The organism is Yonghaparkia sp. Soil809, assembly GCF_001429705.1.
GTDB lineage: Bacteria > Actinomycetota > Actinomycetes > Actinomycetales > Microbacteriaceae > Microcella.
This window is the reverse complement of record NZ_LMSV01000001.1, coordinates 302,556-327,678: the sequence shown is the minus strand read 5'-3', so window position 1 is coordinate 327,678 and position 25,123 is coordinate 302,556. Positions and strand designations below refer to the sequence as shown.

Sequence of the window (25,123 nt, the reverse complement as noted above, 5' to 3'; positions counted from 1 at the left end):
GCCGCGTGATCACCGAGCTGGGCCCGAACGAGATCTTCGTCTTCGGCTCCAACCCCGACGGCTGGCATGCGGGGGGTGCGGCGAAGACCGCGCTCGACCGTTTCGGCGCCGTGTGGGGCGAGGGCCACGGGCTGCACGGCCGCTCGTACGCGGTCGACTCCATGAGCGGGCTCGGCGTGCTGGAGGAGGAGGTGCGGACCCTCCTGGAGTTCGCCGCCGAACACCCCGAGCTGCGGTTCCTCGTCACCCCGATCGGGACGGGCATCGCCGGCTACGACCCCGAGGAGGTCGCGCCGTTCTTCGTCGGAGCGCCCGACAACGTCGTGCTGCCTGAGGAGTTCTCGGCGGTGCTCGCGGCGGAGTGATCGGCGCCCTCGGTCGCGGGGGCGCTCGCGGCGCGGGCCCCGCCCTCGGCCGGGGCTCCGCCCTCGGCGTCGGCCGAGCCGTCGCCGGCTCCGTCGGGTCCGGGTGTCGCGAACGGAACCGGCTCGGCGCGGCGCACCATGAGCACGAGCGGGATCGTGACGAGCGCGATGATGGCGCCGACCGCGAAGGCCGCGCGGACTCCCTCGGCGGTCACCGAGTCGGTCGTCGCGCCCTCGGGCCCGGCGAAGGCCGACGAGACCGAGATGAAGAGCGCGATCCCGGCGGCGCCCGCGACCTGCTGGATCGTACCGACGATCGCGCTGCCGTACGAGCTGAGCCGCGGCGTGAGCGATGACATGCCGTTCGTGATGAGCGGCGTGAACAGCAGGGCGAGGCCGAGGCTCGTGCCGAGGTTCGCGACGGTCACGAGCCAGAGCGGGGTCGTGGCCGAGAACAGCGTCATGCCCCACAGCGACGCCGAGAGCAGGATCGCGCCGGGGATGACGAGGGAGCGCGGCCCGACGCGGTCGTACCGGCGGCCGATGACGGGGGCGGCGAAGGCCATGAGCAGCCCCCCGGGGAGGATGAGCAGCCCGGAGACGACGGCCTCCGCACCCAGGACGTCCTGGACGTACAGCGGGATCAGGATGATCGCCCCGAAGAGCGCCATCGACGCGATCGTCACGGTCGCGATCGCGAGGGCGAACTCGCGCGATGCGAAGGTGCGCAGGTCGAGCAGTGCGCCGTCGGTGCGCTGCAGCACGACCTGTCGAGCGGTGAACAGGGCGATCGCGCCGATGCCGATGCCGAGCGCGATCAGCCCGGGGACGAGCTGCTCGCCGCCGCGCTCGCCGAGCAGGCTGAGCCCGTACACGAGGCCGCCGAAGCCGGGGATCGAGAGCACCACCGAGGGGACGTCGAGGCGCACCGGGCGCTGCTCGCCGACGTTGACGATGCGCGCGGCGCCCAGCGCGAGCGCGCCGATGGCGAAGGGCATCATCGTGATGAAGAGCCAGCGCCAGTCGGCGATCGACAGGATGAGGCCCGAGACGGTCGGGCCGAGCGCCGGCGCGACCGAGATCACGATCGAGATGTTGCCGACGACGCGCCCGCGCATGTGGGCGGGCACGAGCGCGAACACGGTCGTGAAGAGCAGCGGCATCATGATCGCCGTGCCGCTGGCCTGCACGACGCGTGCGATGAGCAGCACCGCGAAGCCGGGCGCGACGGTCGCGATCGCCGTGCCGATCGTGAAGAGCGACATCGCGGCGAGGAACATGCGCCGGGTGGAGAAGCGCAGCATGAGGAAGCCCGTGATCGGGATCACGACGGCGAGCGTCAGCATGAACGCGGTCGTCAGCCACTGCGCGGCGCTCGCCGTGATGCCGAGGTCGTCGATGAGCTCGGGGATCGCGACTCCCATGAGCGTCTCGTTGAGGATCACTACGAACGCCGAGACCAGCAGAAGGCGGATGACGAGCATGTTGCGCGCGTGATCGGGCGACTCGGCGGTCGACGGCGTGGTCGCGGGGGAGGAGGGGGAGGAAGTCACGAGTCTCCGAGGCGGTCGGCGGCGAAGCGGGGGATGCGCGGCGGTGGCCGCGAATGCATAACCTACTCCTGCCCTCCGTCATTCCCGTCCGTGAGGAATCCGCAGCGCGAGTTCCTCCGGACGGGGTCGGCGACTAGGACTGCGCGGCGGCCGAGCCCTCGCCCGCGCCGCCCTGCCCGGCTTCGCCGGGGCCGCCCGACCCGCCCGAGCGACGACGGCGGCGACGGCGCTTGGCCGCGGGTGCCGTGCCATCGGCCGCGGGCGACGCTGCGGGGGCATCCGTCGTCGTGCTCTCGGCGGGCTCGCTGCGACGGCGCTCGCGCGGCGGCCGCGACCCGTCGCGCGAGCCCTCGCCCGAACCGGCCGAGCGGGACCGCGAGCGCTCGCGCGGCGGGTGCGAGGCCTCCTTCTCGACCTTGGGGATGGGCGTCGCCTTGAGGCGGCCCTTCGAGCCGGCGGGGATGTTGAGGTCGCTGAACAGGTGCGGCGACGAGGAGTAGGTCTCGACCGGCTCGGGGATTCCCATCTCGAGCGCGCGGTTGATCAGCGCCCACTTGTGCATGTCGGCCCAGTCGACGAAGGTGACGGCGATGCCGGTCTTGCCGGCGCGGCCCGTGCGGCCGACGCGGTGCAGGTAGGCGTCGTGGTCGTCGGGGACGGTGTGGTTGATCACGTGGGTCACGTCGTTGACGTCGATGCCGCGGGCCGCGACGTCGGTCGCGATCAGGATGTCCTTCTTGCCGGCCTTGAACGCGGCCATCGAGCGCTCGCGGGCCTCCTGCGTCATGTCGCCGTGGACGGCGCCGGCGCTGTAGCCGCGGTCGTTGAGCTCCTCGACGAGCTTCGCGGCGGCGCGCTTGGTGCGCGTGAAGACGACGGTCTTGCCGCGGCCCTCGGCCTGGAGGATGCGGCCGATCACCTCGTCCTTGTCGAGCGCGTGCGCGCGGTAGACGATGTGCTCGATGTTGGCCTGGGTGAGGCCCTCGTCGGGGTCGGTCGCGCGGATGTGGATGGGCCGGTTCATGAAGCGGCGCGCGAGGGCGACGATCGGACCGGGCATCGTCGCCGAGAACAGCATCGTGTGGCGCGTCGGCTTGGTCTGCGAGAAGAGCTTCTCGATGTCGGAGAGGAAGCCGAGGTCGAGCATCTTGTCGGCCTCGTCGAGCACCATGACCTCGACGTTCGCGAGGCTCAGCAGGCGCTGGCTCGCGAGGTCGAGGAGGCGCCCGGGGGTGCCGACGACGATCTGCGCGCCCGCCTTGAGCTGGTCGATCTGGCCCTCGTACGCCTTGCCGCCGTAGATCGACACGATCTTCACGTCGCGGTTCTTCGAGGCGAGCTCGAGGTCCTCCGTCACCTGCACGCACAGCTCGCGCGTGGGGACGACGATGAGGGCCTTGACGCCGGGCTCGGGGTGCAGGCCGAGGCGCTGGATGAGGGGGAGGCCGAAGCCGAAGGTCTTGCCGGTGCCGGTCTTGGCCTGACCGATGATGTCCTGCCCCGTGAGGGCGAGGGGGATGGTCTGCTGCTGGATCGGGAAGGGCTCGATGATGCCCTGGGATGCGAGGGCATCGACCAGGTCGGTCTCGATGCCCAGATCGGTGAAAGTCACGTGAAGGTTCGCCCTGTCTGGTATTGGTAGCGCTCAGTTTACCCGTCGGTCCCGCTCTCCGGCCGACGAGAGCATCGCCTAGGCTGTCCGCGTGACTCCGTGGCTCCGACGCTCCCGTCCGCGCACGCCCGCGCCGACGCTCCCGTCGCGCGACACGTCGACGGCCACGACGCGCGTCGACCTGCACGAGCTGACCCCAGACACCGGGGTCTTCCTCGGCCACTGCGCCGCGCTGCACCTCACCTTCTTCGAGCAGCTGAGCCACGCGGTCGCGAACGCTCCGCGCGTCGCCGAGAAGGATGCCCTCGCCGAGGCCGCGGCCACCACCCTCGCTCGCTACCGCGGGCTCGTGGCCGAGATGGGGCGGCTCAAGCTCGACCCGGCCGCCGTCATGGAGCCCCACCTCGCGGGCGTGCAGGAGTTCGAGCGCCGCACGATGGGCGCCGACTGGCACGAGCAGGTCGCGAGCGCGCACGTCGCGATCGGCTTCCTCACCGACTTCTGGATCCGGCTCGGCGCGGGCCTGCCGCGCGAGTCGCGCGACCGGGTGGAGACGGTGCTCGCCCAGGGCGACCTCGAGCGCCCGCTGCACGCGATCATCGAGCGCGCCATCGCCGCGAACCCGCGGCTGTCGTCGCGGCTCGCGCTGTGGTGCCGCCGACTGGTCGGCGACACGATGCTGCAGGCCCGGTCGGCGCTCGCCCTGCATGCCGATCGGTCGCGCGACGAGGAGCAGATCGAGCCGGTGTTCACCGAGCTCATCGCGGAGCACACCCGGCGGCTCGACCGCCTCGGCCTCACGGCCTAGGCCGGCGCGGGCTCGGCCTTGTCGAGCGCGCCGAGGTCGGCGAGGTAGCTGTTCACCCTCCGAGCCCGCTCGATCGCCCCGGGCGGGACCTCGAGGACCCCGATCCCCTCCGCGTCGCCGAGCAGGACGGCATTGCGCCCGAACGGCGTCGCGAGGCAGCTGCGGCCCGTGAACCCGGGGCCGCAGTGGTTCGCGTAGGCGATGACGACCCCGTTCTCGAGCGCCCGGGCCGGCACCTGGAGGGTGGAGGTCTGGGTGGAGGAGTAGTGCCACGGGTCGTCGAGGCCGGGCGCGCCGTCCTCCACGAGGGGCACCGCCGTCGGGACGAGCAGGATGTCCGCTCCCGCGAGGGCCGCGGCGCGCGCGAACTCCGGGTACTCCAGGTCGTAGCAGATGCCGAGGCCCCAGAGAGCGCCGTCCCACGAGATCGGGTCGGCGTAGTGGTGACCCGGGCTCATCCACCGCTGCTCGACCGGTCCGAACAGGTGGCGCTTCGGCGCTCTGCCCAGCTCCTGCCCGTCCGGTGAGAAGAAGGAGGCGGAGATGCGGTGCTCGCGCGTCGTCGAGTCGACGGTGGAGGCGACGAGCGCGACGCCGTGCCGGCGGGCGATCCCGGCGAGGGCCTCGCGGACGGCCGCGCCGTCGTGCCGCCAGGCGCGGTCGGGGGCGTAGCCGGTCGCGAACAGCTCGGGAGTGACCACGATGTCGGCGCCCTGCTCGGCCGCCTCCTGCACCAGCCGGCTGATGGTGGCCAGATTGCGATCGATGTCGTCGACCACGGCCTCGGCCTGCGCCACGGCCACGAAGCGGGATCGTGGGTCGCTCATGGGTCCATCCTCTCCGAGCGTCCGGGGGGACGCGTCTGCGTCGGCGCGCCGACGGCCGAGAAAGCAGTTGACGGCCGACCGCTCATCGCCCAAGATATCCGCTAACCCAACTACATTGGGTTACCGGCTCACAAGGATGTGGGCCGCGACCGTCCCCGAGGAGCCGAGATGACGTCCACTCCGTACACCGATACCGCTCCGGCGGAGCACAGCGGCTTCCAGGCCGCGATGGTCGACGGGGGCACCGAGCCCGCCGTCGCCGCCGAGCTCGAGCGGCGCATCCGCGTCATCGAGCACGACGAGGCGCAGGACGAGTCCCGGCGGCCGATGTCCGGTCGCGAGCTCGCCGTGTACGTCGCCGTGTCGGTCGTCGTCGTGGTGCTGGGCCTGCTGGTGGTGATCCTGTGAGCCGTGCGACGGCGACGGAGGCCGACGGCTCGCTCACGCGCGATCTCCTCTTCGGCACCTTCCCGCTCCTGAAGAAGGAGCGCAGCTGGAGCGCGCTCGACTTCACCTGGGTCAACACCGCGCTCGCGATCGCGACCTGGGCCTTCCTCGTGGGCGGATCGACCGCCCTCCTCGTCGGCTTCCAGGCGGGCGTCGCCGCCATGGTCATCGGCAACGCGATCGGGCTCTGCATCATGGTGCTCGCCTCGGTCGTCGCCTCGCAGCGATGGGGCTCGGAGCAGTACATGCTCCTGCGCGGCGCCTTCGGGGTCGTCGGAGTCGGGATCGTGGTCTTCACCGTCATCCTCATCACCGAGATGGGCTGGTCGTCGCTGCTCGCGGTCATGGCGGGCCGGGCCACGAGCCAGGTCGCCTCGACCCTCGTCGGCGTCGACCTCGGGCAGTACGGCCCGGTCGTGACGATCGGCGGCCTGGTCGCCATCGTGATCGCGTGGTGGGTCCTCTCGCGCGGCCCCGTGACGATCGGCCGCTTCAACGCGGTCATCGCCCCCGGGCTCGCGATCATCACGGTCGTGATGATGGTCTTCCTCGTGATCAACACCTCGTGGGAGGCGCTCTTCGCCGCGGCGCCCATCGCGCCGTTCGACGACGCGACTCTCAACTTCGTGGTCGCCGTCGAGTTCAACGTCGGAGTCGGCGTGTCGTGGTACCCGGTGATGGGGTCGCTCGCGCGCATGACCCGCACGCGTCGGGCCGCGGTGTGGCCCGCCTACGGCGGGCTGCTGGTCGCGACCCTCATCGCCCAGGTCGTCGGCATGGCGGCGGCGCTCACGCTCGGCGACTCGGACCCCACCGTCTGGATGGTGCCCTTCGGCGGCGCCGTTCTGGGAGTCGCCGTCCTGATCTTCATCGCCTTCGCGAACATCACCTCGATGTCGTCCATCGTCTACTCGACGATCCTCGCCATCCGGCAGTCGTCCGGTCGGCTCATGGCGCGCGTTCCCTGGCCTGTCCTCACGGGAGCGTTCTTCGTGCTCCCCGCGATCATGACGTTCTTCCCGCAGTTCATGTACGAGCAGTTCATGATCTTCGTGCTCATCTCCGGGGCGTTCCTCGCGGCGCTCTGCGGCGTCGCGCTCGCCGACTACTTCATCCTGCGCCGGCAGAGCATCGACCTCCGGGAGATCCACCTCGGTCAGCGCGGAACGCTCTACGCCTTCCGCGGCGGCATCAACTGGGCGGGCATCGGATCGCTCGCGGTGGGCACGCTGTTCTACCTGTGGCTGTACAACCCGATCACGCTGGAGACGCAGCCGGCGTTCGTGGTGATCAGCGCGACCCTCCCGTCGGCGATCGTCTCCGCGGTCGTCTACCTCGTCCTCGCCCGCGTGCTCTACCGCGGACGCACGTTCACCGCCGGAGCGCAGTGACGTGACGACCACTCGCGCCGCCGTCTACACCGGCACCGGCACGCTGCAGATCCGCGACGTGGCCCTGCGCGAGCCGGGCCCGGGCGAGGTGCTCGTGCGTCTCGGAGCATCCGGGGTGTGCGGCTCCGACCGGCACGTGCTCGACGGCGACTGGCGGATGCCGACGCCGATGATCCTGGGGCACGAGGGCGCGGGGGTCGTCGAACGGGTCGGCACCGGGGTGCGCAGCCTCGCCCCCGGCGACCACGTGATCATGACCTGGTTCTACCCGTGCGGGTCCTGCACGAGCTGCCGCGAGGGCCGGACCTGGGTGTGCACGGGCTCGAACTCGGAGGCGTGCCTGCTGCCTGACGGCTCGACGCCCATGACGCTCGACGGCGAGACCGCCTACCCGTACCTCGCGGTCGGCTCGATGAGCGAGAGGGTCGTGGTCGCGGAGCAGGCGGCGATCCGCGTGCCGGAGGAGCTGCCGTTCGATGTGGCGGCGCTCATCGGATGCTCGATCGCCACGGGCGTCGGCGCGGTCGTCAACGGCGCCCGGGTCCGGGCGGGGCGGTCGGCCCTCGTGATCGGCGCGGGCGGAGTGGGGATCAGCATCGTGATGGGGCTCGCGCTGGCCGGCGCGAGCCCGATCATCGTCGCCGACGTCACCGAGGAGTCCCTCGAGCTCGCCCGCGAGTTCGGCGCGACGCACACGGTGAGGTCCGACGCCTCGCTGCCGGACCGCATCCGCGAGATCGCTCCCGACGGGGTGGACGTCGCCTTCGAGGCGATCGGGAGGCAGGAGACCATCGCCCTCATGCCGGCGACGCTGAAGCGCGGGGGGACGGGCGTGATCGTGGGCCTGCCCCCGCAGGATCGACCCGTGCCCATCGACGTGCTCGCGCTCGCGGAGGAGGGCAAGTCGCTCCTCGGCTCGAACTACGGGTCGACGGTCCCGGCGAGGGACTTCCCCATGCTGGCTCGGCTCTACCTCGACGGCCGCCTGCCGATCGACCGGCTGATCACGAACCGCTTCCCTCTGGCCGACGTGAACGCCGCGTTCGACCTCATGCGCGCGGGAGCCCGGGGGCGAAGCGTCATAATGTTCTGATCGCTCACTTCTGACGGGGGCACGGTGGCACGACCCAGGCAGCAGCTCCTCTCGCCGGAGATCATCGCCGATGCCGCCATGCGGCTCGTCGCGAAGAACGGCGACTTCACGATCCCCGGCGTCGCCGCCGCGCTCGGGGTGCACCCGTCGTCGCTGTACCACCACCTCCCCGGCGGCAGGCTCGCGATCGTCCACCAGATGCGGCAGAGGCTCTACTCCGCCCTCGACCTCGGCTCCTCGATGGACTCATCGAGGCCGGCTCTCGATCGGCTCCGGCAGTGGATGCGCGCCTACCGATCGGCCACCGCCCAGGTCCCCGAGGCGGTCACCGTCCTCGTCGGGGCGCAGGTCGAGGACCGCCCGACCCTGGAGATCTACGAGGCGCTCTTCGTCATCCTCCGCGACGCGGGCGTGCCGCGCGAGCAGCGGGTGGCGGCCTCCGCGATGATCGACGCCGTCGTGCTGGGCTCGGCCGTCGACGCCGGATCGCCCGTGCCGCTGTGGCGGATCGGCGCAGAGGACCTCCCGGAGCTCCGCGACGTCGCCGCGACCGATGACGACGAGCGCCGCAACGAGTCGGGATTCGAGCTCGCCGTGGACGCGGTCGTCGTCGCCGTGGCGTCGATGTCTCGACCCGGCTGACGCGGCAGCAGGCCTCGGGCGAGGGGCGAGTCGAGCGCCGAGCGCGTCAGGCGGAGCGGGCCGGAGCGGGCATCCCGCCCGGGGCCATGAGGCGCGCCAGGAGCGCGTCGTCGGCGGCGCGCCGGCGGGGAGGCAGCAGGAGCGCGAAGGCGAGCGCGACGCCGGGGCCGATCACGAGGCTGAACACCCAGATCCACCCGCCGTCGAAGGTGAAGCCGAGCCACAGCAGGAGCACCCAGGTCGCCGCGGTCGCGGCGGCGGCGATCGCGGGGATCAGCAGCAGGCCGTGAGTGTCGCGGCCCGGCGCGCCGTAGCGGACTCCGAGGCCGAGGGCGGCGCCGATGACCGTGACGAACAGGAGCTCCATCGTCAGCCGACGAAGCCGATGCGGCGGGTCGACTCGGAGCCGATCTCGACGTAGCCGATCGCCGCGGCCGGCACGACGTACTGCTTGCCCTTGTCGTCGGCGAGGGAGAGCACGGTGCCGGCGGCGAGAGCCTCGGTCACGGCCTTCTCGATGTCTGCGGCGGTCTGCGAGGTCTCGAAGGCGAGCTCACGGGGGCTGTTGAGGATGCCGATGCGAATGTCCACGAACGTCACTGTACCCCGGCGCGCGGGGCGGTCCCGCGGCGTTCACCGAGAGCGGAGCGCGCGGGCCGCGCGGCGGCGGCGAGGCGGTGTCGGAGGGCGGCGCTAGCGTGTGGGCATGCCCCCGCTCGACCCCTCGCAGCTCGCCGCCGTCGAGGCCCGGCGCGGCCGCGGGGCCGTCGTGCTCGGCGCGCCAGGAACGGGGAAGACGACCGTCGCGATCGAGCTCCTCGCGCTCGCGGTGCTCGAGGACGGGCTCGCCCCCGACGAAGTGCTCGTCCTCACGCCGTCGCGGCGGTCGGCGACCGCCCTGCGCGATCGGATCGCCCTCCGGCTCGCCGAGCCGGACGAGACCCGCGCCCCTGTCCTGCCCGGTCCGCTCGCGCGCTCGATCGCCTCCTTCGCGCACTCCGTGGTGACCGCGGAGGCGCGTCTCGCCGGGGACGCCGATCCGCGCCTGCTGTCGGGGGCCGATCAGGATGCTGACATCGCCGAGCTGCTGGACGGCCACCTCGCCGACGGGGCCGGCCCGGTCTGGCCCGCGCACCTCGGGCCGGACGTGCGCGCGCTCGGCGCGTTCCGAACGGAGCTGCGGGACGTCGTCGCGCGGCTGTCGGAGCACGACTGGTCCTCCGACGACCTGCGGGCGGCGGCCGCCCGGCGGTCGCGGCCCGAGTGGGCGGCGATCGCCGACTTCGTCGACGAGTACCGCGCCGTCCTCGGCGGCGCGCGGGCCGACCAGGTCGACCCCGCGGAGCTCGTGCGCGCGGCGATCGGCCTCGTCCGCGACCCGCTCCCGAGCGCGCCTCCGGTGCCGCGCCTCGTCGTCCTGGACGATGCTCACGACGCGACGCCGAGCGGCTTCGACCTGCTCGCCGCTCTCGCCGCGCGCGGGTCGACCGTCGTGGTGATCGGCGATCCCGACGTCGCGACGAACACCTTCCGCGGCGCCGAGCCGGATGCGGTCGCTCGCTTCGCGGCCCTCGTCGAGGGTGCGGCGCTGCCGACGCTCGTGCTCGGCGTCGCGCATCGGCACGGGCCCGCCCTGCGCGCGCTCACCGCTTCCCTCGCCGGCCGGGTGGGTACGGCCGCGGCCGGAATGCAGCGGCGCGCGGTCGCCGGACGCGAGCGGGATGCCGGTGCTGCGGAGGGGGTGGCTGCGGAGGGCCCGGGCGCGGCTGGCCTCGACCCGCTCGTGCTCCCGCTCGACCCGCCCCTGATCGCGCTCACCGCGCCGAGCGGTGCGCGGGAGCGCACCCTCGTCGCCGACCTGCTCCGCGAGAGGCACGTGCTCGATCGGGTGCCGTGGTCGCGCATGGCGGTCGTCGTGCGCAGCGGCGCCCAGGTGCCGCTCATCGCGCGCGCGCTCGCGGTCGCCGATGTGCCGGTGCGCACGACGGCGGCGGGCCGACCGCTGCGGGAGCACCCCGCGGCGCGCGCGCTCATCCGCTTCGTCGACGTCGGGGTCGGGCGCAGCGCGCTCGATGCCGACTCCGCCACCGAGCTGCTCCTCGGCCCGCTCGGCGGTCTCGACCGCATCGGCCTGCGACGGCTCCGTCGCGCGCTGCGGGCCGAGGAGCTCGCGGGCGAGGGCGACCGACCGGCGGACGAGCTGCTGGTCGAGGCGCTCGCCGCCCCCGACCGGCTCGAGACGATCGACCATCGCGTGGCCCGTCGCGCCGCGCGCGTCGCGCGGACCCTCGCGGGCATCCGCGCCCGGCACGAGGCCGGGGCGACCGTGGACGAGCTGCTGTGGGCGGCGTGGAGCGATGCGCGTGTCGCCGACGAGTGGGCGCGCCAGTCGGCCGGCTCCGGCATCGCCGCCGTCGAGGCCGATCGCGCGCTGGATGCGGTCGTCGCGGTGTTCACGGCGGCGACGACGATCGTCGACACTGTGCCGGAGGCGACCGTCGAAGCCTTCCTCGCACGCGTGCTCGACAGCGACGTCGCCGACGACCTGCTCGCCCCCGTGCGCGTCGCGGAGTCGGTGCTCGTCACGACCCCCGCCTCCGCGACCGGCCTCGAGGTCGACGTCGTCATCGTCGTCGGCCTGACGGAGGGGGTGTGGCCGAACCTGCGCATCCGCGGCACGCTGCTGCACGCGCCGCAGATCAGCCGACTCGCGAGCGGGCTGCCCGTCGATGACATCGACGAGCGCCGCCTCGTGCTCGACGACGAGCTCCGGATGGCCGTGCTCGCCTTCTCGCGCGCCCGGTTCCAGCTCATCGCGACGGCGACCGCGGGCGACGACGAGCAGCCCAGCGCCCTCTGGCAGGTCGTCGCCGACGCGGCCTCCGCGCTCGAGAGCCGCGAGGACGGCGACGGAGCCGGAGGCGCTGCGGGCTCGGGCGCAGCGAGAGCGGCGGCCGAGCGTCGGCGCGGCCGACCGCGGTCGCTGCGCCGGCTCGTCGGGCACCTGCGACGCATCCTGACCGACCCGGGCTCGGGGGAGACCGCGCGCGCCGACGCCGCCGTCGCACTGCGACGGCTCGCCGAGGCCGAGGTCGCCGGCGCGGACCCCGCCGAGTGGTGGGGCCTCATCGACCCCTCGACGACCGAGCCGCTCTTCTCCGAGACGGAGCACGTCGCCCTCTCGCCCTCGAAGCTCGAATCCATCGAGTCGTCGCCGCTCGACTGGTTCCTGGACCGGATCGCCCCGGAGGAGTCGAGCCCCGCGATGGGCATCGGCACGATCGTGCACGGCGCGATGGAGACCGCCGCCGACCCGAGCGTCGATGCCGTGTGGGCCGCGATCGAGGCGCGCTGGAGCGAGCTCGTCTTCGAGTCGCCCTGGCTCGCCGATCAGCAGCGGCGCCTCGCGCGCCGCTACGCCGAGGGCGTCTCGGCCTACCTCCAGGACGCCGCGCGCGCCGGCCGCGCGCTCGTCGCGGCTGAGAGCCGCTTCGAGGTCGAGGTCGACCGCGCGCGCCTGCGCGGCACGGTCGACCGCATCGAGCGGGGTGCCGACGGCGCCGTGCGGATCATCGACCTGAAGACCGGGCGACCCGTGACCGACGCCGGCGCCGCCGAGAACGCGCAGCTCGGCGCGTACCAGCTGGCCTACGCCGACGGCGCCTTCGACGAGCNGCGGGGAAAGCCCTACCGGGAGGCGAGCCAGCCGGTGCTCGATGAGGCCGGGCTCGAGACGTTCCGAGAGCGGCTGCGCCAGGCGGTCTCCGCGATCGCCGTCGCCGAGCTCACCGGAGCCCGTACCGTCGGCCGCTACGACTACGGGGCACTGCGCCACCGCATCCACCGCGTGCCGCCCGTGACGGGAGAGTCATGACGAGCTGGATCGCCTCCGTGCCCGGCGCCCGCGTGAGCGCCGATGAGATCGCCGACGCCATCGGCCAGCACCGACCCACTCCCGAGCAGCGCGCCGTCATCGAGTCGCCGCTCGGCCCCGCGCTCGTCGTCGCCGGCGCCGGGTCGGGCAAGACCGAGACCATGTCGGCGCGCGTGCTCTGGCTCGTCGCCAACGGCTTCGTCGCGCCCGAGCAGGTGCTCGGGCTCACCTTCACCCGCAAGGCGGCCGGCGAGCTCTCGCACCGGATCCGCGAGCGGCTGACCGCGCTCGGGAGCACACCGCTCATGAGCCGGGGCGCCGACGCGCCCCCGCTCGTCGATGCGTTCACCCAGCCGACCGTCTCGACCTACAACGCCTTCGCCTCCACGCTCTACCGCGACCACGCCGTGCTCATCGGCCGCGACCCCGAGGGGGCCGTGCTCGGCGAGGCGAGCGCCTGGCAGCTCGCGCGCCAGCTCGTGACGGGCTCCGACGACGCCCGGCTCGCCGAGCTCGACCGGCCCGTCGACCGCATCTCGGCCGCCGTGCTGCAGCTCGCCCACGCGGTCGCCGAGCACGACGCCGACATCGCCGACGTGCGCGCGCTCATCACCGACTTCCTCGGCGTCGCCGACCTGCCCCTCGGCGATCGCCACGAGCGCAGGCAGGGAATCGAATCGCTGCTGCGGCTCGGCGCGACGCTGCCGATCGTCGACCTCGTCGAACGGTTCCAGTCGCTCAAGGCTCGGGAGGGGCTCGTCGAGTTCAGCGACCAGGTGAGCCTCGCTCTGCGCATCGTCGCCCGCCACGGCGAGGTCGCCGCGGGGGTGCGCGACCGGTACCGCGTCGTGCTGCTCGACGAGTACCAGGACACCAACGTCGCCCAGTCGCGCCTGCTGGCCTCCCTCTTCGCCGGACTCCCCGTCATGGCCGTCGGCGACCCGCACCAGTCGATCTACGGCTGGCGCGGCGCGAGCGCGTCGAACCTCGACGACTTCGCCCGGCGCTTCACGCGCGGCGAGGAGGCGAGCGTCGCCCGTTACTCCCTCAGCACGTCCTGGCGGAACGGCCACCGCATCCTCGACGTCGCCAACGCCCTCGTCGAACCGCTCACCGCGCGCGGGGGAGTGCCGGTGGAGCGCCTCCACCCCGGCCCCTCCGCGAGCGCCGAGCCCGTCGAGCTCGCGCAGCGGGAGACGGTGACGGAGGAGGCCGACGCAGTCGCGCGCTGGCTCGCCGCGCGGCTCGCCGAACCGCCGCACGGGCTCGACCCCGGCGCGGTCGACGACGCCGGGCGCCCGCTGCGGCCGAGCGCCGCGCTGCTCATGCGCAATCGCACGCTGCAGCCGATCTTCCTCGCCGCGCTGCGCGAGCACGGGGTCCCCTTCCACGTGCTCGGCATCGGCGGGCTCCTCGCCGAGCCCGAGATCGCCGACCTCGTGAGCGCGCTCGCGGTCGTCGACGACCCCGCCGCGGGAACCGAGCTCGTGCGCCTGCTCGCCGGGCCGCGCTGGCGGATCGGACTCGCCGACCTCGAGGCGCTGCGCGGCATCGCCTCCTGGCTGCGCGAGCGCGACCTCGCCCAGCGCGCCTTCCCGCCCGAGGTCATCGAGCGGATGCGCGCCTCGGTCGCCGCCACCGACGGCGTCTCGCTCGTCGACGCCCTCGACTTCGTCGCCACGGCCCCCGACGGCCACGGACAGCTCGCCCGCCTGAGCGAGACAGGACGGGAGCGACTGCGCGAGGCGGGCCGGCTCTTCGCCCGCCTGCGCGCGCGGACGGCCCTCGACCTCCCCGACCTCGTCGCGGCCGTCGAGCACGAGCTGCAGCTCGACATCGAGGTCATCGCCAACCCAGCGCGGGTGCTCCGCGACGCGCCGCGCGACGCGTTCCTCGACGCCCTCGACGGGTATCTCGCGCTCGCCGACCACGCGACGCTCGGCGGGTTCCTCTCCTGGCTGCGCGAGGCGGAGTGGCGCGACAACCTCTCGCCGCGCAGCGAGGACCCGGAGCCCGGCACGGTGCAGGTGCTCACCATCCACGGCGCCAAAGGACTCGAGTGGGACCACGTGGTCGTCCCCCGATTCGTCGCCGACGAGCTGCCGTCCAAGCCGCGCGACGGCACCACCGGCTGGCTCAGCCTCGGCGTCCTCCCCTACGAGCTGCGCGGCGACGCCGCGGAGCTGCCCGTCTTCGCCTGGCGCGGGGCGGAGACGCGGAAGGAGCTGCTCGAGCGCCGCGACGCCTACTCCGTCGAGGTCGGCGCGCACCTCGAGCGCGAGGAGCGCCGGCTCGCCTACGTCGCCGTCACGCGAGCCCGCCACCGGCTCCTGCTGACGGGATCGTTCTGGGCGGGGCAGTCGAATCCGCGGCCGGTGAGCCCCTTCCTCGTGCCGCTCGTCGAGCGGGGCATCCTGCCCGGGGTGCCGGAGGCGAGCGCCCACCAGGAGAACCCGCTCGTGCTCGACGACGATGACGCGCCCTGGTGGCCCGGCGATCCGCTCGGCGCCCGCCGCCCCGTGCTCGAGCGCGCCGCTGCGCGCGTGCGGGCGGCGAGCCCCGACGCCGCGAGCGCCTGGCACGACGACGTCGAGCTGCTCCTCGCCGAGCGGGCCGAGCGGCTCGCCGGCGCCCGCCGCGCGCCCGTTCCCCTCCGCGTGGCCGCCTCCACCCTGAAGGACTTCGTCACCGACCCCGAGGGCATCGCCGAGCGTCTGCGGCGCCCGATGCCGCAGCGCCCGTACCGCGCGACGCGACTCGGCACCGTCTTCCACCGCTGGGTCGAGCAGCGCTACGGCCTCGCGACGATGGAGGACGCCGTCGACGGGATCGTGCTCGACCCCGACGCCGTCGACGAGCTCGGAGGCGAGGAGGTCGAGCGCGAGCGGCTCGCCGAGCTCCAGGCGACCTTCGCTCGATCGTCGTGGGCGACTCGCCGACCTCTCGATGTCGAGCGCGAGCTGCACGTGCCGCTCGAGGGGCGCATCCTCGTCTGCAAGATCGACGCCGTCTACGCGCTCCCGCCCGGCCCCGACGGCGAGGAGCGGGTGGAGGTCGTCGACTGGAAGACCGGCCGCGCCCCGCGGGATGCCGACGACCGCGCGGCGAAGGAGCTCCAGCTCGCCGTCTACCGGCTCGCCTACGCGCGCTGGCGCGGACTGCCGCTGGCGAGCGTCGATGCGGCCTTCTACTTCGTCGCCGACGACAAGGTGGTCCGGCCGGAGCGGCTGCCCGACGAGGCCGAGCTGCGCGCGCTCTGGCGCGCGGCGATCGACGCGGAGGCGGGCTAGACCGCGGCGGTCGGCACCGTGAAGCGCGAGCGGTAGCTCTGCACGAGCGAGCGCATCCCGATGCCGCACACGCCCACGAGCGCGTCGCCGCGGTGGTACTCGACCACGCACTCGTCGTCGAGCGAGCCGGCGACGAGCTCGCGCCGGTCGGCGAGGTACGTCATGCCGAAGGCGAGCAGGTGCATGTCGTACTGGTCGCTCCAGAACGACGGGAGCGGCGCGAAGCCCGCGGCGGCGAGCGGCTCGCAGTCCGCGCCGGCGAGGTGCGCGGCGATGAGCTGCCCCGCGCGCTTGCCCGTCTCGGTCGGCAGGTTCCAGTGCTCGACGCGCCTCGCGACGTCGTCGAAGAGCGGGTTCGGGTAGCGGGCCACATCGCCCACCGCGAAGACGTCCGAGCGCACGACGCCGTCGTCGCCGACGGCCCGCAGGCCCCCGTCGACGAGAACGCCGTCGCTCACGTCGAGCCCCGAGCCGTCGAGCCACTCGGTGTTCGGGTCGCTGCCGACCGCGACGACGAGCACGTCGCACTCGAGCATGACCCCGCTCGTGAGGATCACGCGCTCGACGCCCGGATCGCCGACGAGCCCGAACAGCCCGTCACGGGTGAAGAACCGCACGCCGTGCGCCTCGTGCCGTCGTCGCACCTCGCCCCCGAGCTCGGGGCCGAGCGCCCGCTCGAGCGGCACCGCGCTCTGCGTGACGACCGACACCGCGCATCCGTTCTTGGCCGCCGTCGCCGCGATCTCGCAGCCGACAAACCCCGAGCCGAGGATCACGACGTTCGCCCCCGACCGCAGCGCCGACCGCAGGCCGACGGCGTCGTCGAGGGTCCGCAGAACGTGGATGCCCGTGAGCCCGTGATCAGGGATGGGCAGCGGCTTGGGGCGCAGCCCGGTCGCGATCACGAGCGCGCGGTACGGATGCTCGTCCCCAGCCTCGTCGGTCACCACGCGCCGCTCGGCGTCGAGCGATGCGGCCGCTCGACCGAGCGTCCACGTGACGTCCTGCTCGAGCGCCGAGCGGATCGGGAAGGCCACCTCGTCGTGCCCGTGCCCCTCGGTCTGCAGGAGCTCCTTCGACAGCGGCGGCCGGTTGTACGGCGCGTGCGCCTCGGCCCCGAGGAACTCGATGGGGCCCGCGTAGCCCGCGCGCCGGGCGCTCTCCGCCGTGCGGAGGCCCGCCATCGCGGCTCCGACGATGAGGAGCGGGGCATCCGTCATCAGGAATCAGGCCCGCGTGATCGTGATCGCCTGCATCGGGCACACGTCGGCGGCGGCCTCGAGGTCGGCGAGCATCTCGTCCGGCGCCTCGGCCTTGTACTCGAGCTTGTCGTCGGCGTTCAGCTGGAACACCTCGGGCGCCTCGAACACGCACTGGCCGTAGTGCTGGCACTTGTTCATGTCGACATCGATCTTGATCATGCGTCTTCTTCCTCCTGGACGGTGGACGGGTAGAGGTCTTTCGAGGGGGTGCGGATGCCGCGGAACTCCCAGTCGCCGCCGAGCGCGGTCGAGACGACCTCCTCGCTCTCGGTCGGCTGCGCGCCGACGTCGGTGCGGATCGGCGTGGGGCCCTCGACGATGCGGTTGCGCAGTCGGCCGAGGCCTTCGACCTCGACCTCGACGACGTCGCCGGGGACGACCGGGCGCGAGTTCGCGGGCGTTCCGGTGAAGATCATGTCACCGGGCTCGAGGGTGATCGTTCGCGCGAGGTCGGCGACGAGGTAGTGCATGTCCCACTCCATGTTGTCGGTCGAGTCCTCCTGCTTGAGTTCGCCGTTCACGTAGGTGCGGATCATCTTGCCGCGGAAGTCCCAGCCCTCGACGAGCCCGGGGCCGACGGGCCCGAGCGTGTCGGAGCCCTTCACGCGCAGCATCGAGCCCGCGTCGGTGTCGCGGAAGTCGTGCAGCCCGTAGTCGTTGCCGACGCTGTACCCGGCGATGTAGTCGCCCGCCTCGGCCGGCGACACGTTGCGGCACGAGCGCCCGATGATGATGACGATCTCGCCCTCGTAGTTGAGCCACTTGCAGCCGATCGGGCGCACGATGTCGCCGTCGTGGCTGTTGAGGGCCGTGATCGGCTTGTGGAAGTACGTCGGCGCGGCCGGGAGCCTCGTCATGAACTCCTCGGTGCGGCTTGCGTAGTTGAGATGGACCGCGAGGATCTTGGTGGGGATGCTCGGCGCGAGGTGCACGGCCTCCGCGATCGCGACCCGGCGCCCGTCGGGGGCGATGAGCTCCTCGCCGTCGCGGCGCACCCGCACGGGCGCCCCGCCGAGCAGGATGCGGCGGTACTCGGTCGTGCCGGTCGGGTCGGTCGTCGTCGCGTCGCCCACGTTCAGCGCTCCCGCGAGAGGACGAGGTCGCGCGGCTGCGGGAACCCTCCCTCGGGCTCGGGGAAGTACACGTGCACCTGGCCCGTGCCGATCGAGTTCTCGTACTCCGAGTACAGGACGCCCGGCGCGGTGTTGGCGCCCTCGCCGGTCGCGCCGGCCATCGTCAGCCAGTGGCTGAAGTTGGCCTCCGGCTTGTACCTCTTGAACTCGTCCATCGTGTCGAGGATGCGCGCGTGGTCGCCGGCCTTCATCCACTCGATGCGCTCGAGGTCGGCCTCGCGGGCCTCCGGGCTGTAGATGTGCGAGGGGTCGCTCGACTCGTGCGCCCGCAGGTCGCGCAGCTTGTAGAAGGTGTGCGAGAGCGCCCCGGAGGCGAGCAGCAGCACCTTGCGGTCGCTGTCGCGGATGGCCTCGCCGAGGGCGCGGCCGGCGCGGAGGAAGTCCTCCGTCTCCGCCGTCTGGCAGACCGACATGCTGACCCAGCGCTTGTCGAGCCCGCGGCCGAGGTAGTGCCAGAGGTTGACGGTCGCGTAGAAGATCGGCAGGTGCGGGTCGCTGATGGGCGTGATCCAGGTGCCGTTCTTCTCGTCGTACTCGGCGGTGAGGTTAGCGAGCTCGGGGTCGCCCTTGAACGCGTAGGGGATCTGCGACATGCCGCGCGGCAGCTCCTCGCTCGTGAAGAGCCCGCTGCGCTCGGCCTGGGCGGTGATGACGAACTCGACGGTCGTCGCCCAGTGCGAGTCGAGCACGACGACCGTGTCGTAGTCGAGGGTCTCCATGACCTCCTCGCGCAGCCGCTTGAGGCCGGGAACGAGCGAGATCTCCTTCCCCTCGTTGAGGTCGTACCGGACATCCTGCGGGAGCATGATGGTGGGCACGTGAGCCAGGATGGCGGCTCCGACGACTCTTCCCATGACTATTCCTTCCAACCGGTCGGTGCGTAGACGGTGTTCTTGACGTCGGCGTAGAAGTCGAAGGACCACGTGCCCCCCTCGCGGCCGATGCCCGACTTCTTGGACCCGCCGAAGGGCGCGGCGAGGTCGCGCACGAAGAAGCAGTTGACCCAGATCGTGCCGGCGACGAGGTTCTTGGTGAGGCGCTCGGCGCGCGCGCGGTCGCCGCAGACGACGACAGCGGCGAGGCCGAACTCGGTGCCGTTGGCGAGCTCGACGGCCTCCTCGTCGGTCGAGAAGGTCTGCATCGCGAGCACGGGCCCGAAGACCTCGGCGGTGAGGATCTCGCTGTCGGGCGCGGCGTCGACGACGAGCGTGGGGCGGTAGTAGAGCCCGCCGAGCTCCTCGTTCGGCCCGCCGCCGAACGCGATGCGGGCGCCGCTCTCGCGAGCGCGCTGCACGAAGCCGTCGACGCGGTCGAGGTGCACGCGGTGGATCTGCGGCCCGATCTGGGTCTCCTCCTCGCGCGGGTCGCCCTGGCGCAGGGCGGCGGCGCGCGCGGCGAAGGCCTCGGCGAAGCGCTCGGCGACGGCCTCGTGCACGAGCAGGCGAGTGCCCGAGAGGCACACCTGGCCGGCGTTGTCGTACTGCTCGACGGCGAGGTCGACGGCGAGGTCGAGGTCGGCGTCGTCGGCGACGATGAGCGGGCTCTTGCCGCCGAGCTCGAAGCTCACGGGCGTGAGGTTGTCGGCCGCCGCGCGCGCGATCGCCTTCGCCGTCGGCACCGAGCCGGTGAACGAGATGCGCGCGATGCCGGGGTGGGCGACGAGCGCGGCCCCCGCCTCTGCGCCGAAGCCCTGCACGACGTTGAACACCCCCGGCGGGATGCCCGCCTCGTTCGCGAGGTCGGCGAACACGCTCGCACTGAGCGGCGTCCACTCGGCGGGCTTGAGCACGACGGTGTCGCCGGCGGCGAGCGCGGGGCCGATCTTCCAGGTCGCGAGCATGAGCGGCGCGTTCCACGGCGTGATGAGCGCGGCGACGCCGGAGGGATCCCACGAGACGTTGTTGTCGTGGCCTCGCGTCTGCCACACCTCGTGGTGCAGTCTGTTGATCGCCCAGTCGGCGAAGAAGCGGATGTTCATGGCCACGCGCGGCATGACGCCGCGGCGGTGGCTGCGCAGGAGCGAGCCGTTGTCGAGGGTCTCGAGGTTCGCGAGCTGCTCGAGGTTCGCCTCCACGAGGTCGGCGAGGCGGTGCAGCAGCTCGCCACGGCCCTCGGGCCCGAGGTCGCGCCAGGCGGGGAAGGCCGCGCGAGCGGCCTGGACCGCCGCATCCACCTCAGCGGCACCGCCGCGGGAGACGTGCGCGAGGATCGAGCCGTCGATGGGCGAGATGCTGTCGAAGGTCTCGGCCGATGCGAGGCGCTCGCCGCCGATCGCGTGTCGGGTGTCGACCGTCAGGCCCGCGAGTTGCACCTGGTGCACGTGGCTGCTCCCTTGCAGTGGCGATTCATTCGGATGCGAATGACTGCGACGATACTAACGGAATCGCCCTCCGCGCGACAGGCTCAGCGCTCCTTCTCGACGACGAGCGTCACCGCGCGCAGCAGCTCGGCGAGCTCGACGCGCCGGTCGCCGGCCGCCCCCGCGATGGTCCGCTCGTGCTCGTTGAACTCGGGGAAGAGCGTCAGCATGAGCGCGCGGCCCGCCTCGGTCATCGACACGACCACGAGGCGGCCGTCCGTCGCACTGCGCTCGCGGGCGAGGAGGCCCTTGGCCTCGAGGGTCGTGAGCACGCCCGTGAGGGTTGCCTTCGAGAAGCCGCCCTCCTCGGCGATCTGGCGGGTCTCGATCGGCTCCCAGATCCAGGTCACCCAGAGCACGACGAAGGCCGTCCACGACAGGCCGTGCGGGGCGAGCACGGTGCGCTCGAGGTAGTTGCGCGTCGCGTTGGCCGCGCGGAAGAGGTTCGACACGACGGCCATGGCCTCGAAGTCGATGGGCAGGCCGCCGAGCTTCTGCGCGACCTGCTGCTCCGTCTCGGCGAGCGTGTGGGGGCTGGGCATCGATGGATCCTCTCCACGAGCATCCAACCTCATTCGGACGCGAAACGTGCTGAGAGACCGCGCCCGCGTCGCGATGGCGCGCCGGGGGAATCGGCACTCGACGCGGGGTGCCAAAGATTGNCCCTCGCCGACCTCGACCTGTTCGCCCACGGGGCGCCGTGGGAGGTCTTCGAGGGGCTCCGGCGCACTCCGGGCCTCCACTTCTCGACCGAGGAGGCCCCCAACAGCGGCTTCTGGTCGGTCACCCGATACCACGACATCGTGCGCGTGCTGCGCGACACCGAGACCTTCACCTCCACGCACTTCACGAACCTCGAGGAGGTCGACGCCGAGCAGGAGGAGATGCGGCGCTCCCTGCTCGAGACCGACGGCCTCCGGCACCGCGCCGTGCGACGGATGCTCCAGGGCGAGTTCACGCCGCAGGCGGTCGCGAAGTACGAGACCTTCCTTCGCGGCATCACCGCGAAGACGCTCGACGCCGCGCTCGCCAAGGGCGAGTTCGACTTCGTCGAGGAGGTCAGCGCCGACTTCCCGATCCGGGTCCTCGCGCGCATCCTCGACGTACCGGACAGCGACACCGGCAAGCTCATCGAGTGGGGCAACCGGATGGTCGGCAACACCGACCCCGAGCACGCCGACGTGCTCATCGGCTCGGCCGACAGCGAGGCGTACCGGCACGTGCCCTTCCGCTCGCCCGCGGCGATCGAGGTCTACGAGTACGGCAAGCACCTCAAGGCCGAGCGTCTCGGGAAGGGCGGCACCGACCTCGTGTCGCTGCTCGCCAACGGCGTCCCGAGCGACGGCGTGCCGCTCAGCGAGCGCGACTTCAACACCAACTTCCTGCTGCTCGTCGTGGCCGGCAACGAGACGACGCGCCACACGATCACGCACTCGATGAGCAACCTGCTGAACAACCCCGACCAGCTCGCGCTGCTCAAGAACGACCCCTCGCTCATCCCGTGGGCGATCGAGGAGTTCCTGCGCTTCGCCTCGCCCGTCTACCACTTCCGGCGCACGGCGACGAAGGACGTCGAGTTCGCGGGGACCGAGATCACGGAGGGCGAGAAGGTCGTCACGTGGTTCGCCTCCGGCAACCGCGACGACGCGATCTTCGAGGACCCGTACCGCTTCGACGTGACGAGGAACCCCAACGAGCACATGTCGTTCGGCCGCGGCGGCCCGCACATGTGCCTCGGCAACGCGCTCGCGCGCATCGAGCTGCGCATCATGTTCGAGGACCTCCTCACGCGCGACGTCGTCCTCGAGCGCACGGGCGACATCGACTACCTGCGCAGCAACTTCGTGCACGGCATCAAGCGGATGCCCGTCCGCGTCGTCTGACCCCGGCGCTCCGCGCAGGGCGTCGGCGGGTCGCACCGGTCGGCCCCGCGGCGTGCGTCAGGTCGCGGGTGCGCGCCTGCGCGCGCCCGCCTGCGCGCGCCCGCCTGCGAGCGCCCCTGCGCGCGCGCGCCTGCGTGCGCCCGCCTGCGAGCGCCCCTGCGCGCGCCGAACATGCGGAACTCAGGACGGATCCGGCAGGGCGCGCCGATGTCCCGCACGTTTCCGCGGTAAAGCGCGGCGGTCGCTGCCGGAGTTCCTGAGTTGCGCAGTGAGGGCGCAGTGCGGGGGAGTCGGCGCGCCCGGGGTGCGGTGCACCGGGTCCGCGGGATGCACGCGCGCTCGTGAGCGCGCCCGATCGGCCTCCCGTCTCAGGGGACGAGCAGCGCGACGCGCGTCAGGAACGCGTCGACGAGCGCGAAGGTGCGCTCGCGCGCGGCGGCCTCCTCGGCGCGCGTCTGCGCGAGCATGATCGCCGGGTCCTGGCCGTCCTCCGCGACCGCGCGGACGCCGCCCCAGTCGAGCCAGCCCGTCAGCCCGGCGGCGTCGAGCTCGGGGTGGAACTGCACCGCGAGGGTCCGCTCGATCGTGAACGCCTGCGAGGCGACGGGGGTGCGCGCGATCTCGACGGCGCCGGGCGGAAGAGTCCAGCGGTCGAAGTGGAACTGGAACCACGGGCCGGGCCCGACGAGCGACGGGTCGTCGCTCCAGATGGCCGTCCACCCGATCTCGCTCTTCGGCGCGGGCGCGACCGAGCCCCCGAGCGCGCGCGCGACGAGCTGGCCGCCGAAGCAGATCCCGAGCACGGGCATCCCGCCCCGCACCGCCTCGCCGAGCCAGTCGAGCTCGGCGCGCAGCCAGGTGCCGATGCACGCGTCGTCCCACGCGCCCCAGGGAGCGCCGAGCGGGACGACGACGTCGTAGTCGGCGAGGTCGGGGAAGTCGACGGAGATGTCGGGGGAGTGGAAGCTCTCCTCCGGGACGACGAGGAAGGCGTCCACGTCGAAGCCGTGATGGGCGAATCGCTCGCCGACGGGGCCGAGGGGGCTCACGTGATCGTGCTGCACGAACAGGACTCGCAACGGGGACCTCCTCATCGACGGCGCCGGGTGCCTACTGTATCGTTTGAAGCCGAACGATCCAGAGTCGGATCACGAGTGCCACAAGGGAGTCGCACATGAGTCGGAGCCTCGTCAACCTGCAGAGCGAGCTCACGGAGGCGGGCATCGACGTGCTCCGCGTCGTCTACGCCGACATCATCGGCACGGTCCGCTCGAAGGATCTGCTCGTCAGCCAGCTCGACAAGGTGAGCCACGGCGGCCCGACCTTCTGCCAGGGCGTGTGGGTCACGACCACCCAGGGCGGCGTGCTCGACGGCGGCGACGTGCTGAGCGACGGGCTCGAGGATTTCGTCACCCAGATCGTGCCCGAGAGCTGGCGCGCTCTGCCGTGGGAGCCGGGCGTCGCCTACGTCGTCGCGGGCGCCAACAACCCCGACATGACGCCGAACGAGTTCGCGCCGCGCACCCTGCTCGAGCGCATCGTCGGCGAGTACCGCGCACTGGGTCTCACGCCCGTCGTGGGCCCCGAGCTCGAGTTCTACATCGCCGACCGCAACGAGGACGGCTCGTTCCGCCGCGCGCTCACGCAGCCCGGCCGCGTCTACACGAGCGGCGCGACCGTCGACCCCAAGGGCACCTTCCTGCACCTGCTGCGCATGCTCGACCAGCTGCGCATCGGGGTCTTCGCGGGCAACCACGAGTTCAGCCCGAGCCAGTACGAGATCAACATCTGGCACGGCGAGGCGCTCGACGCGTGCGACCGCATCTTCATGCTCAAGGCCGGCGTGAAGGACCTCATCGCGCGCCTCGGCCAGGCGGCGACGTTCTCGGGCAAGCCCTGGAGCGACGAGGGCGGCAGCGGCTTCCACCTGCATGTCTCGCTCGAGAGCGCCGAGGGCGAGAACCTCATGCACGAGGGTCACGACCTGAGCGTGCTCGCCCAGCGCATGATCGCGGGCATCGTCGCGCACGCCCCCGCGCTCACGGCGCTCTGCAACCCGACCATCAACGCCTTCAAGCGACTCGGCCCCGACACCCTCGCCCCGTACCGCGCGAACTGGGGCTACGACAACCGCAGCGCGATGCTGCGCATCCCGCCCGAGCGCGGGTCGGGCACGCGCCTGGAGGTGCGCCTCGCCGACGGCGCGGCCAACCCGTACCTCATGACCGCGGCGATCCTCGCGGCCGGTCTCGACGGCATCCGCCGCGAGCTCGACGCGCCGCCCGCGGCCGTCGGGTACTCCTACGAGGACGAGACGCAGGAGATCCTGCCCATGTCGCTCGGCGATGCGCTGGATGCCCTGCGCGCCGACAGCGCTCTCATCGAGCTGCTCGGCGGCCCGCTCGTCGACGTCTTCGAGGTCATGAAGCGCGACGAGATCGAGCGCTACACCGAGGCCGTGGACGACCCCTGGACGCGCGACGTCACCGAGTGGGAGGTCAAAGAGTATTTCCTCGACCTGTAGATCGAGGGAATCAGATGCGAGGGGCCCGGGAGCGACGCTCCCGGGCCCCTCGCCTTTCTC

22 protein-coding genes and 1 pseudogene are annotated in these 25,123 nt (G+C 72.5%); 11 read left to right on the top strand and 12 right to left on the bottom strand.

Annotated elements, in window-relative coordinates; translation table 11 throughout:
* Positions 1 to 5 precede the first annotated feature (5 nt).
* On the top strand, positions 6 to 365 hold the full coding sequence (locus ASG83_RS01600; RefSeq protein ID WP_055856343.1) for a hypothetical protein: 360 nt from the start codon (positions 6 to 8) through the stop codon (positions 363 to 365).
* Here the strand turns inward: ASG83_RS01600 and ASG83_RS01595 are convergent.
* Together ASG83_RS01595 and ASG83_RS01590 are read right to left on the bottom strand one after the other, a co-directional pair.
* Complete coding sequence (locus ASG83_RS01595) at positions 272 to 1,918, bottom strand: MDR family MFS transporter (RefSeq protein ID WP_235459982.1); 1,647 nt, start codon at positions 1,916 to 1,918, stop codon at positions 272 to 274. The two genes, ASG83_RS01600 and ASG83_RS01595, sit on opposite strands and share 94 nt — an antisense overlap.
* 133 nt (positions 1,919 to 2,051) lie before the next feature.
* A complete protein-coding gene (locus tag ASG83_RS01590; RefSeq protein WP_055856342.1) occupies positions 2,052 to 3,530 on the bottom strand; it encodes a DEAD/DEAH box helicase in 1,479 nt (492 codons plus the stop codon).
* A 91-nt stretch (positions 3,531 to 3,621) separates the two neighbouring features.
* Here ASG83_RS01590 and ASG83_RS01585 point away from each other — a divergent pair, with 91 nt between their 5' ends.
* Positions 3,622 to 4,338 (top strand): ferritin-like fold-containing protein, encoded by a 717-nt coding sequence (locus ASG83_RS01585; protein WP_055856339.1) that lies wholly within the window; start codon positions 3,622 to 3,624, stop codon positions 4,336 to 4,338.
* Here the strand turns inward: ASG83_RS01585 and ASG83_RS01580 are convergent.
* The gene (locus tag ASG83_RS01580) at positions 4,335 to 5,165 is read right to left on the bottom strand and encodes a carbon-nitrogen hydrolase family protein (RefSeq protein ID WP_055856336.1); all 831 of its coding nucleotides are present in this window, start codon (positions 5,163 to 5,165) and stop codon (positions 4,335 to 4,337) included. The two genes, ASG83_RS01585 and ASG83_RS01580, sit on opposite strands and share 4 nt — an antisense overlap.
* A gap of 168 nt (positions 5,166 to 5,333) precedes the next feature.
* Here ASG83_RS01580 and ASG83_RS01575 point away from each other — a divergent pair, with 168 nt between their 5' ends.
* The 4 genes from ASG83_RS01575 to ASG83_RS01560 are packed head-to-tail and all read left to right on the top strand — an operon-like array spanning position 5,334 to position 8,738.
* Positions 5,334 to 5,573, top strand: coding sequence for a hypothetical protein (locus tag ASG83_RS01575; protein WP_055856333.1), 240 nt, complete (start codon positions 5,334 to 5,336; stop codon positions 5,571 to 5,573).
* Entirely contained in the window at positions 5,570 to 7,003 is a 1,434-nt protein-coding gene (locus ASG83_RS01570) for a cytosine permease (protein ID WP_055856329.1), read from the top strand. Before ASG83_RS01575 ends, ASG83_RS01570 begins: the two co-directional genes overlap by 4 nt.
* 1 nt (position 7,004) lies before the next feature.
* Positions 7,005 to 8,096, top strand: a complete 1,092-nt coding sequence (locus ASG83_RS01565) for an alcohol dehydrogenase catalytic domain-containing protein (protein ID WP_055856326.1) — start codon at positions 7,005 to 7,007, stop codon at positions 8,094 to 8,096.
* Positions 8,097 to 8,120: 24 nt separating this feature from the next.
* Positions 8,121 to 8,738, top strand: coding sequence for a TetR/AcrR family transcriptional regulator (locus ASG83_RS01560; RefSeq protein WP_055856323.1), 618 nt, complete (start codon positions 8,121 to 8,123; stop codon positions 8,736 to 8,738).
* A 46-nt stretch (positions 8,739 to 8,784) separates the two neighbouring features.
* Here ASG83_RS01560 and ASG83_RS01555 read toward each other — a convergent pair whose 3' ends face one another.
* Both ASG83_RS01555 and ASG83_RS01550 read right to left on the bottom strand, forming a co-directional pair.
* Positions 8,785 to 9,105: a hypothetical protein gene (locus tag ASG83_RS01555; RefSeq protein WP_055856320.1), complete on the bottom strand. Its 321-nt coding sequence runs from the start codon at positions 9,103 to 9,105 to the stop codon at positions 8,785 to 8,787.
* A 2-nt stretch (positions 9,106 to 9,107) separates the two neighbouring features.
* Positions 9,108 to 9,329 carry a DUF3107 domain-containing protein gene (locus tag ASG83_RS01550; RefSeq protein ID WP_055856316.1) on the bottom strand — a complete coding sequence of 74 codons (222 nt, stop codon included), beginning with the start codon at positions 9,327 to 9,329 and terminating at the stop codon, positions 9,108 to 9,110.
* Between the two features lie 115 nt (positions 9,330 to 9,444).
* Between ASG83_RS01550 and ASG83_RS13375 the strand changes: the two are divergent.
* The 3 genes and pseudogenes from ASG83_RS13375 to ASG83_RS01540 all read left to right on the top strand — a co-directional run.
* A pseudogene (locus ASG83_RS13375) lies at positions 9,445 to 12,412 on the top strand (PD-(D/E)XK nuclease family protein); the annotation flags it as partial.
* Position 12,413: 1 nt separating this feature from the next.
* Positions 12,414 to 12,612, top strand: a 199-nt coding sequence (locus ASG83_RS13370; protein WP_369813369.1) for a hypothetical protein, incomplete at its 5' end; no start/stop codon positions are given.
* A complete protein-coding gene (locus ASG83_RS01540) occupies positions 12,609 to 15,902 on the top strand; it encodes an ATP-dependent DNA helicase (protein WP_055856310.1) in 3,294 nt (1,097 codons plus the stop codon). The genes ASG83_RS13370 and ASG83_RS01540, both read left to right, overlap by 4 nt.
* On the opposite strand, the gene ASG83_RS01535 is transcribed toward ASG83_RS01540, so the two are convergent.
* From ASG83_RS01535 to ASG83_RS01510, 6 genes are all read right to left on the bottom strand, one after another.
* Entirely contained in the window at positions 15,899 to 17,122 is a 1,224-nt protein-coding gene (locus tag ASG83_RS01535; protein ID WP_055856307.1) for an NAD(P)/FAD-dependent oxidoreductase, read from the bottom strand. The genes ASG83_RS01540 and ASG83_RS01535 overlap by 4 nt on opposite strands.
* A 6-nt stretch (positions 17,123 to 17,128) precedes the next feature.
* Positions 17,129 to 17,323 carry a ferredoxin gene (locus ASG83_RS01530; protein ID WP_055856304.1) on the bottom strand — a complete coding sequence of 65 codons (195 nt, stop codon included), beginning with the start codon at positions 17,321 to 17,323 and terminating at the stop codon, positions 17,129 to 17,131.
* Positions 17,320 to 18,237, bottom strand: a complete 918-nt coding sequence (locus ASG83_RS01525) for a fumarylacetoacetate hydrolase family protein (RefSeq protein WP_055856301.1) — start codon at positions 18,235 to 18,237, stop codon at positions 17,320 to 17,322. The genes ASG83_RS01530 and ASG83_RS01525 overlap by 4 nt, the downstream gene beginning before the upstream one ends.
* Positions 18,238 to 18,239: 2 nt before the next feature.
* Positions 18,240 to 19,151 (bottom strand): catechol 1,2-dioxygenase, encoded by a 912-nt coding sequence (locus ASG83_RS01520; protein WP_055856299.1) that lies wholly within the window; start codon positions 19,149 to 19,151, stop codon positions 18,240 to 18,242.
* A 2-nt stretch (positions 19,152 to 19,153) separates the two neighbouring features.
* A complete protein-coding gene (locus tag ASG83_RS01515) occupies positions 19,154 to 20,617 on the bottom strand; it encodes an aldehyde dehydrogenase family protein (protein WP_055856296.1) in 1,464 nt (487 codons plus the stop codon).
* A gap of 83 nt (positions 20,618 to 20,700) precedes the next feature.
* Positions 20,701 to 21,198 (bottom strand): MarR family winged helix-turn-helix transcriptional regulator, encoded by a 498-nt coding sequence (locus ASG83_RS01510; protein ID WP_055856293.1) that lies wholly within the window; start codon positions 21,196 to 21,198, stop codon positions 20,701 to 20,703.
* Positions 21,199 to 21,540: 342 nt separating this feature from the next.
* Here ASG83_RS01510 and ASG83_RS01505 point away from each other — a divergent pair, with 342 nt between their 5' ends.
* Entirely contained in the window at positions 21,541 to 22,539 is a 999-nt protein-coding gene (locus ASG83_RS01505; RefSeq protein ID WP_369813381.1) for a cytochrome P450, read from the top strand.
* Positions 22,540 to 22,907: 368 nt separating this feature from the next.
* On the opposite strand, the gene ASG83_RS01500 is transcribed toward ASG83_RS01505, so the two are convergent.
* Positions 22,908 to 23,618 carry a type 1 glutamine amidotransferase gene (locus ASG83_RS01500; protein WP_055856287.1) on the bottom strand — a complete coding sequence of 237 codons (711 nt, stop codon included), beginning with the start codon at positions 23,616 to 23,618 and terminating at the stop codon, positions 22,908 to 22,910.
* 95 nt (positions 23,619 to 23,713) lie between these two features.
* On the opposite strand from ASG83_RS01500, the gene ASG83_RS01495 reads away from it, so the two are divergent.
* Entirely contained in the window at positions 23,714 to 25,063 is a 1,350-nt protein-coding gene (locus ASG83_RS01495) for a glutamine synthetase family protein (RefSeq protein ID WP_055856284.1), read from the top strand.
* Positions 25,064 to 25,123: the final 60 nt, after the last annotated feature.

Coding starts and splice junctions, on each gene's coding strand:
- ASG83_RS01510 (WP_055856293.1), bottom strand. CDS start 21,198: ATGCCCAGCCCCCACACGCTCGCCGAGACGGAGCAGCAGGTCGCGCAG.
- ASG83_RS01580 (WP_055856336.1), bottom strand. CDS start 5,165: ATGAGCGACCCACGATCCCGCTTCGTGGCCGTGGCGCAGGCCGAGGCC.
- ASG83_RS01540 (WP_055856310.1), top strand. CDS start 12,609: ATGACGAGCTGGATCGCCTCCGTGCCCGGCGCCCGCGTGAGCGCCGAT.
- ASG83_RS01575 (WP_055856333.1), top strand. CDS start 5,334: ATGACGTCCACTCCGTACACCGATACCGCTCCGGCGGAGCACAGCGGC.
- ASG83_RS01505 (WP_369813381.1), top strand. CDS start 21,541: ATGCGGCGCTCCCTGCTCGAGACCGACGGCCTCCGGCACCGCGCCGTG.
- ASG83_RS01530 (WP_055856304.1), bottom strand. CDS start 17,323: ATGATCAAGATCGATGTCGACATGAACAAGTGCCAGCACTACGGCCAG.
- ASG83_RS01535 (WP_055856307.1), bottom strand. CDS start 17,122: ATGACGGATGCCCCGCTCCTCATCGTCGGAGCCGCGATGGCGGGCCTC.
- ASG83_RS01495 (WP_055856284.1), top strand. CDS start 23,714: ATGAGTCGGAGCCTCGTCAACCTGCAGAGCGAGCTCACGGAGGCGGGC.
- ASG83_RS01520 (WP_055856299.1), bottom strand. CDS start 19,151: ATGGGAAGAGTCGTCGGAGCCGCCATCCTGGCTCACGTGCCCACCATC.
- ASG83_RS01555 (WP_055856320.1), bottom strand. CDS start 9,105: ATGGAGCTCCTGTTCGTCACGGTCATCGGCGCCGCCCTCGGCCTCGGA.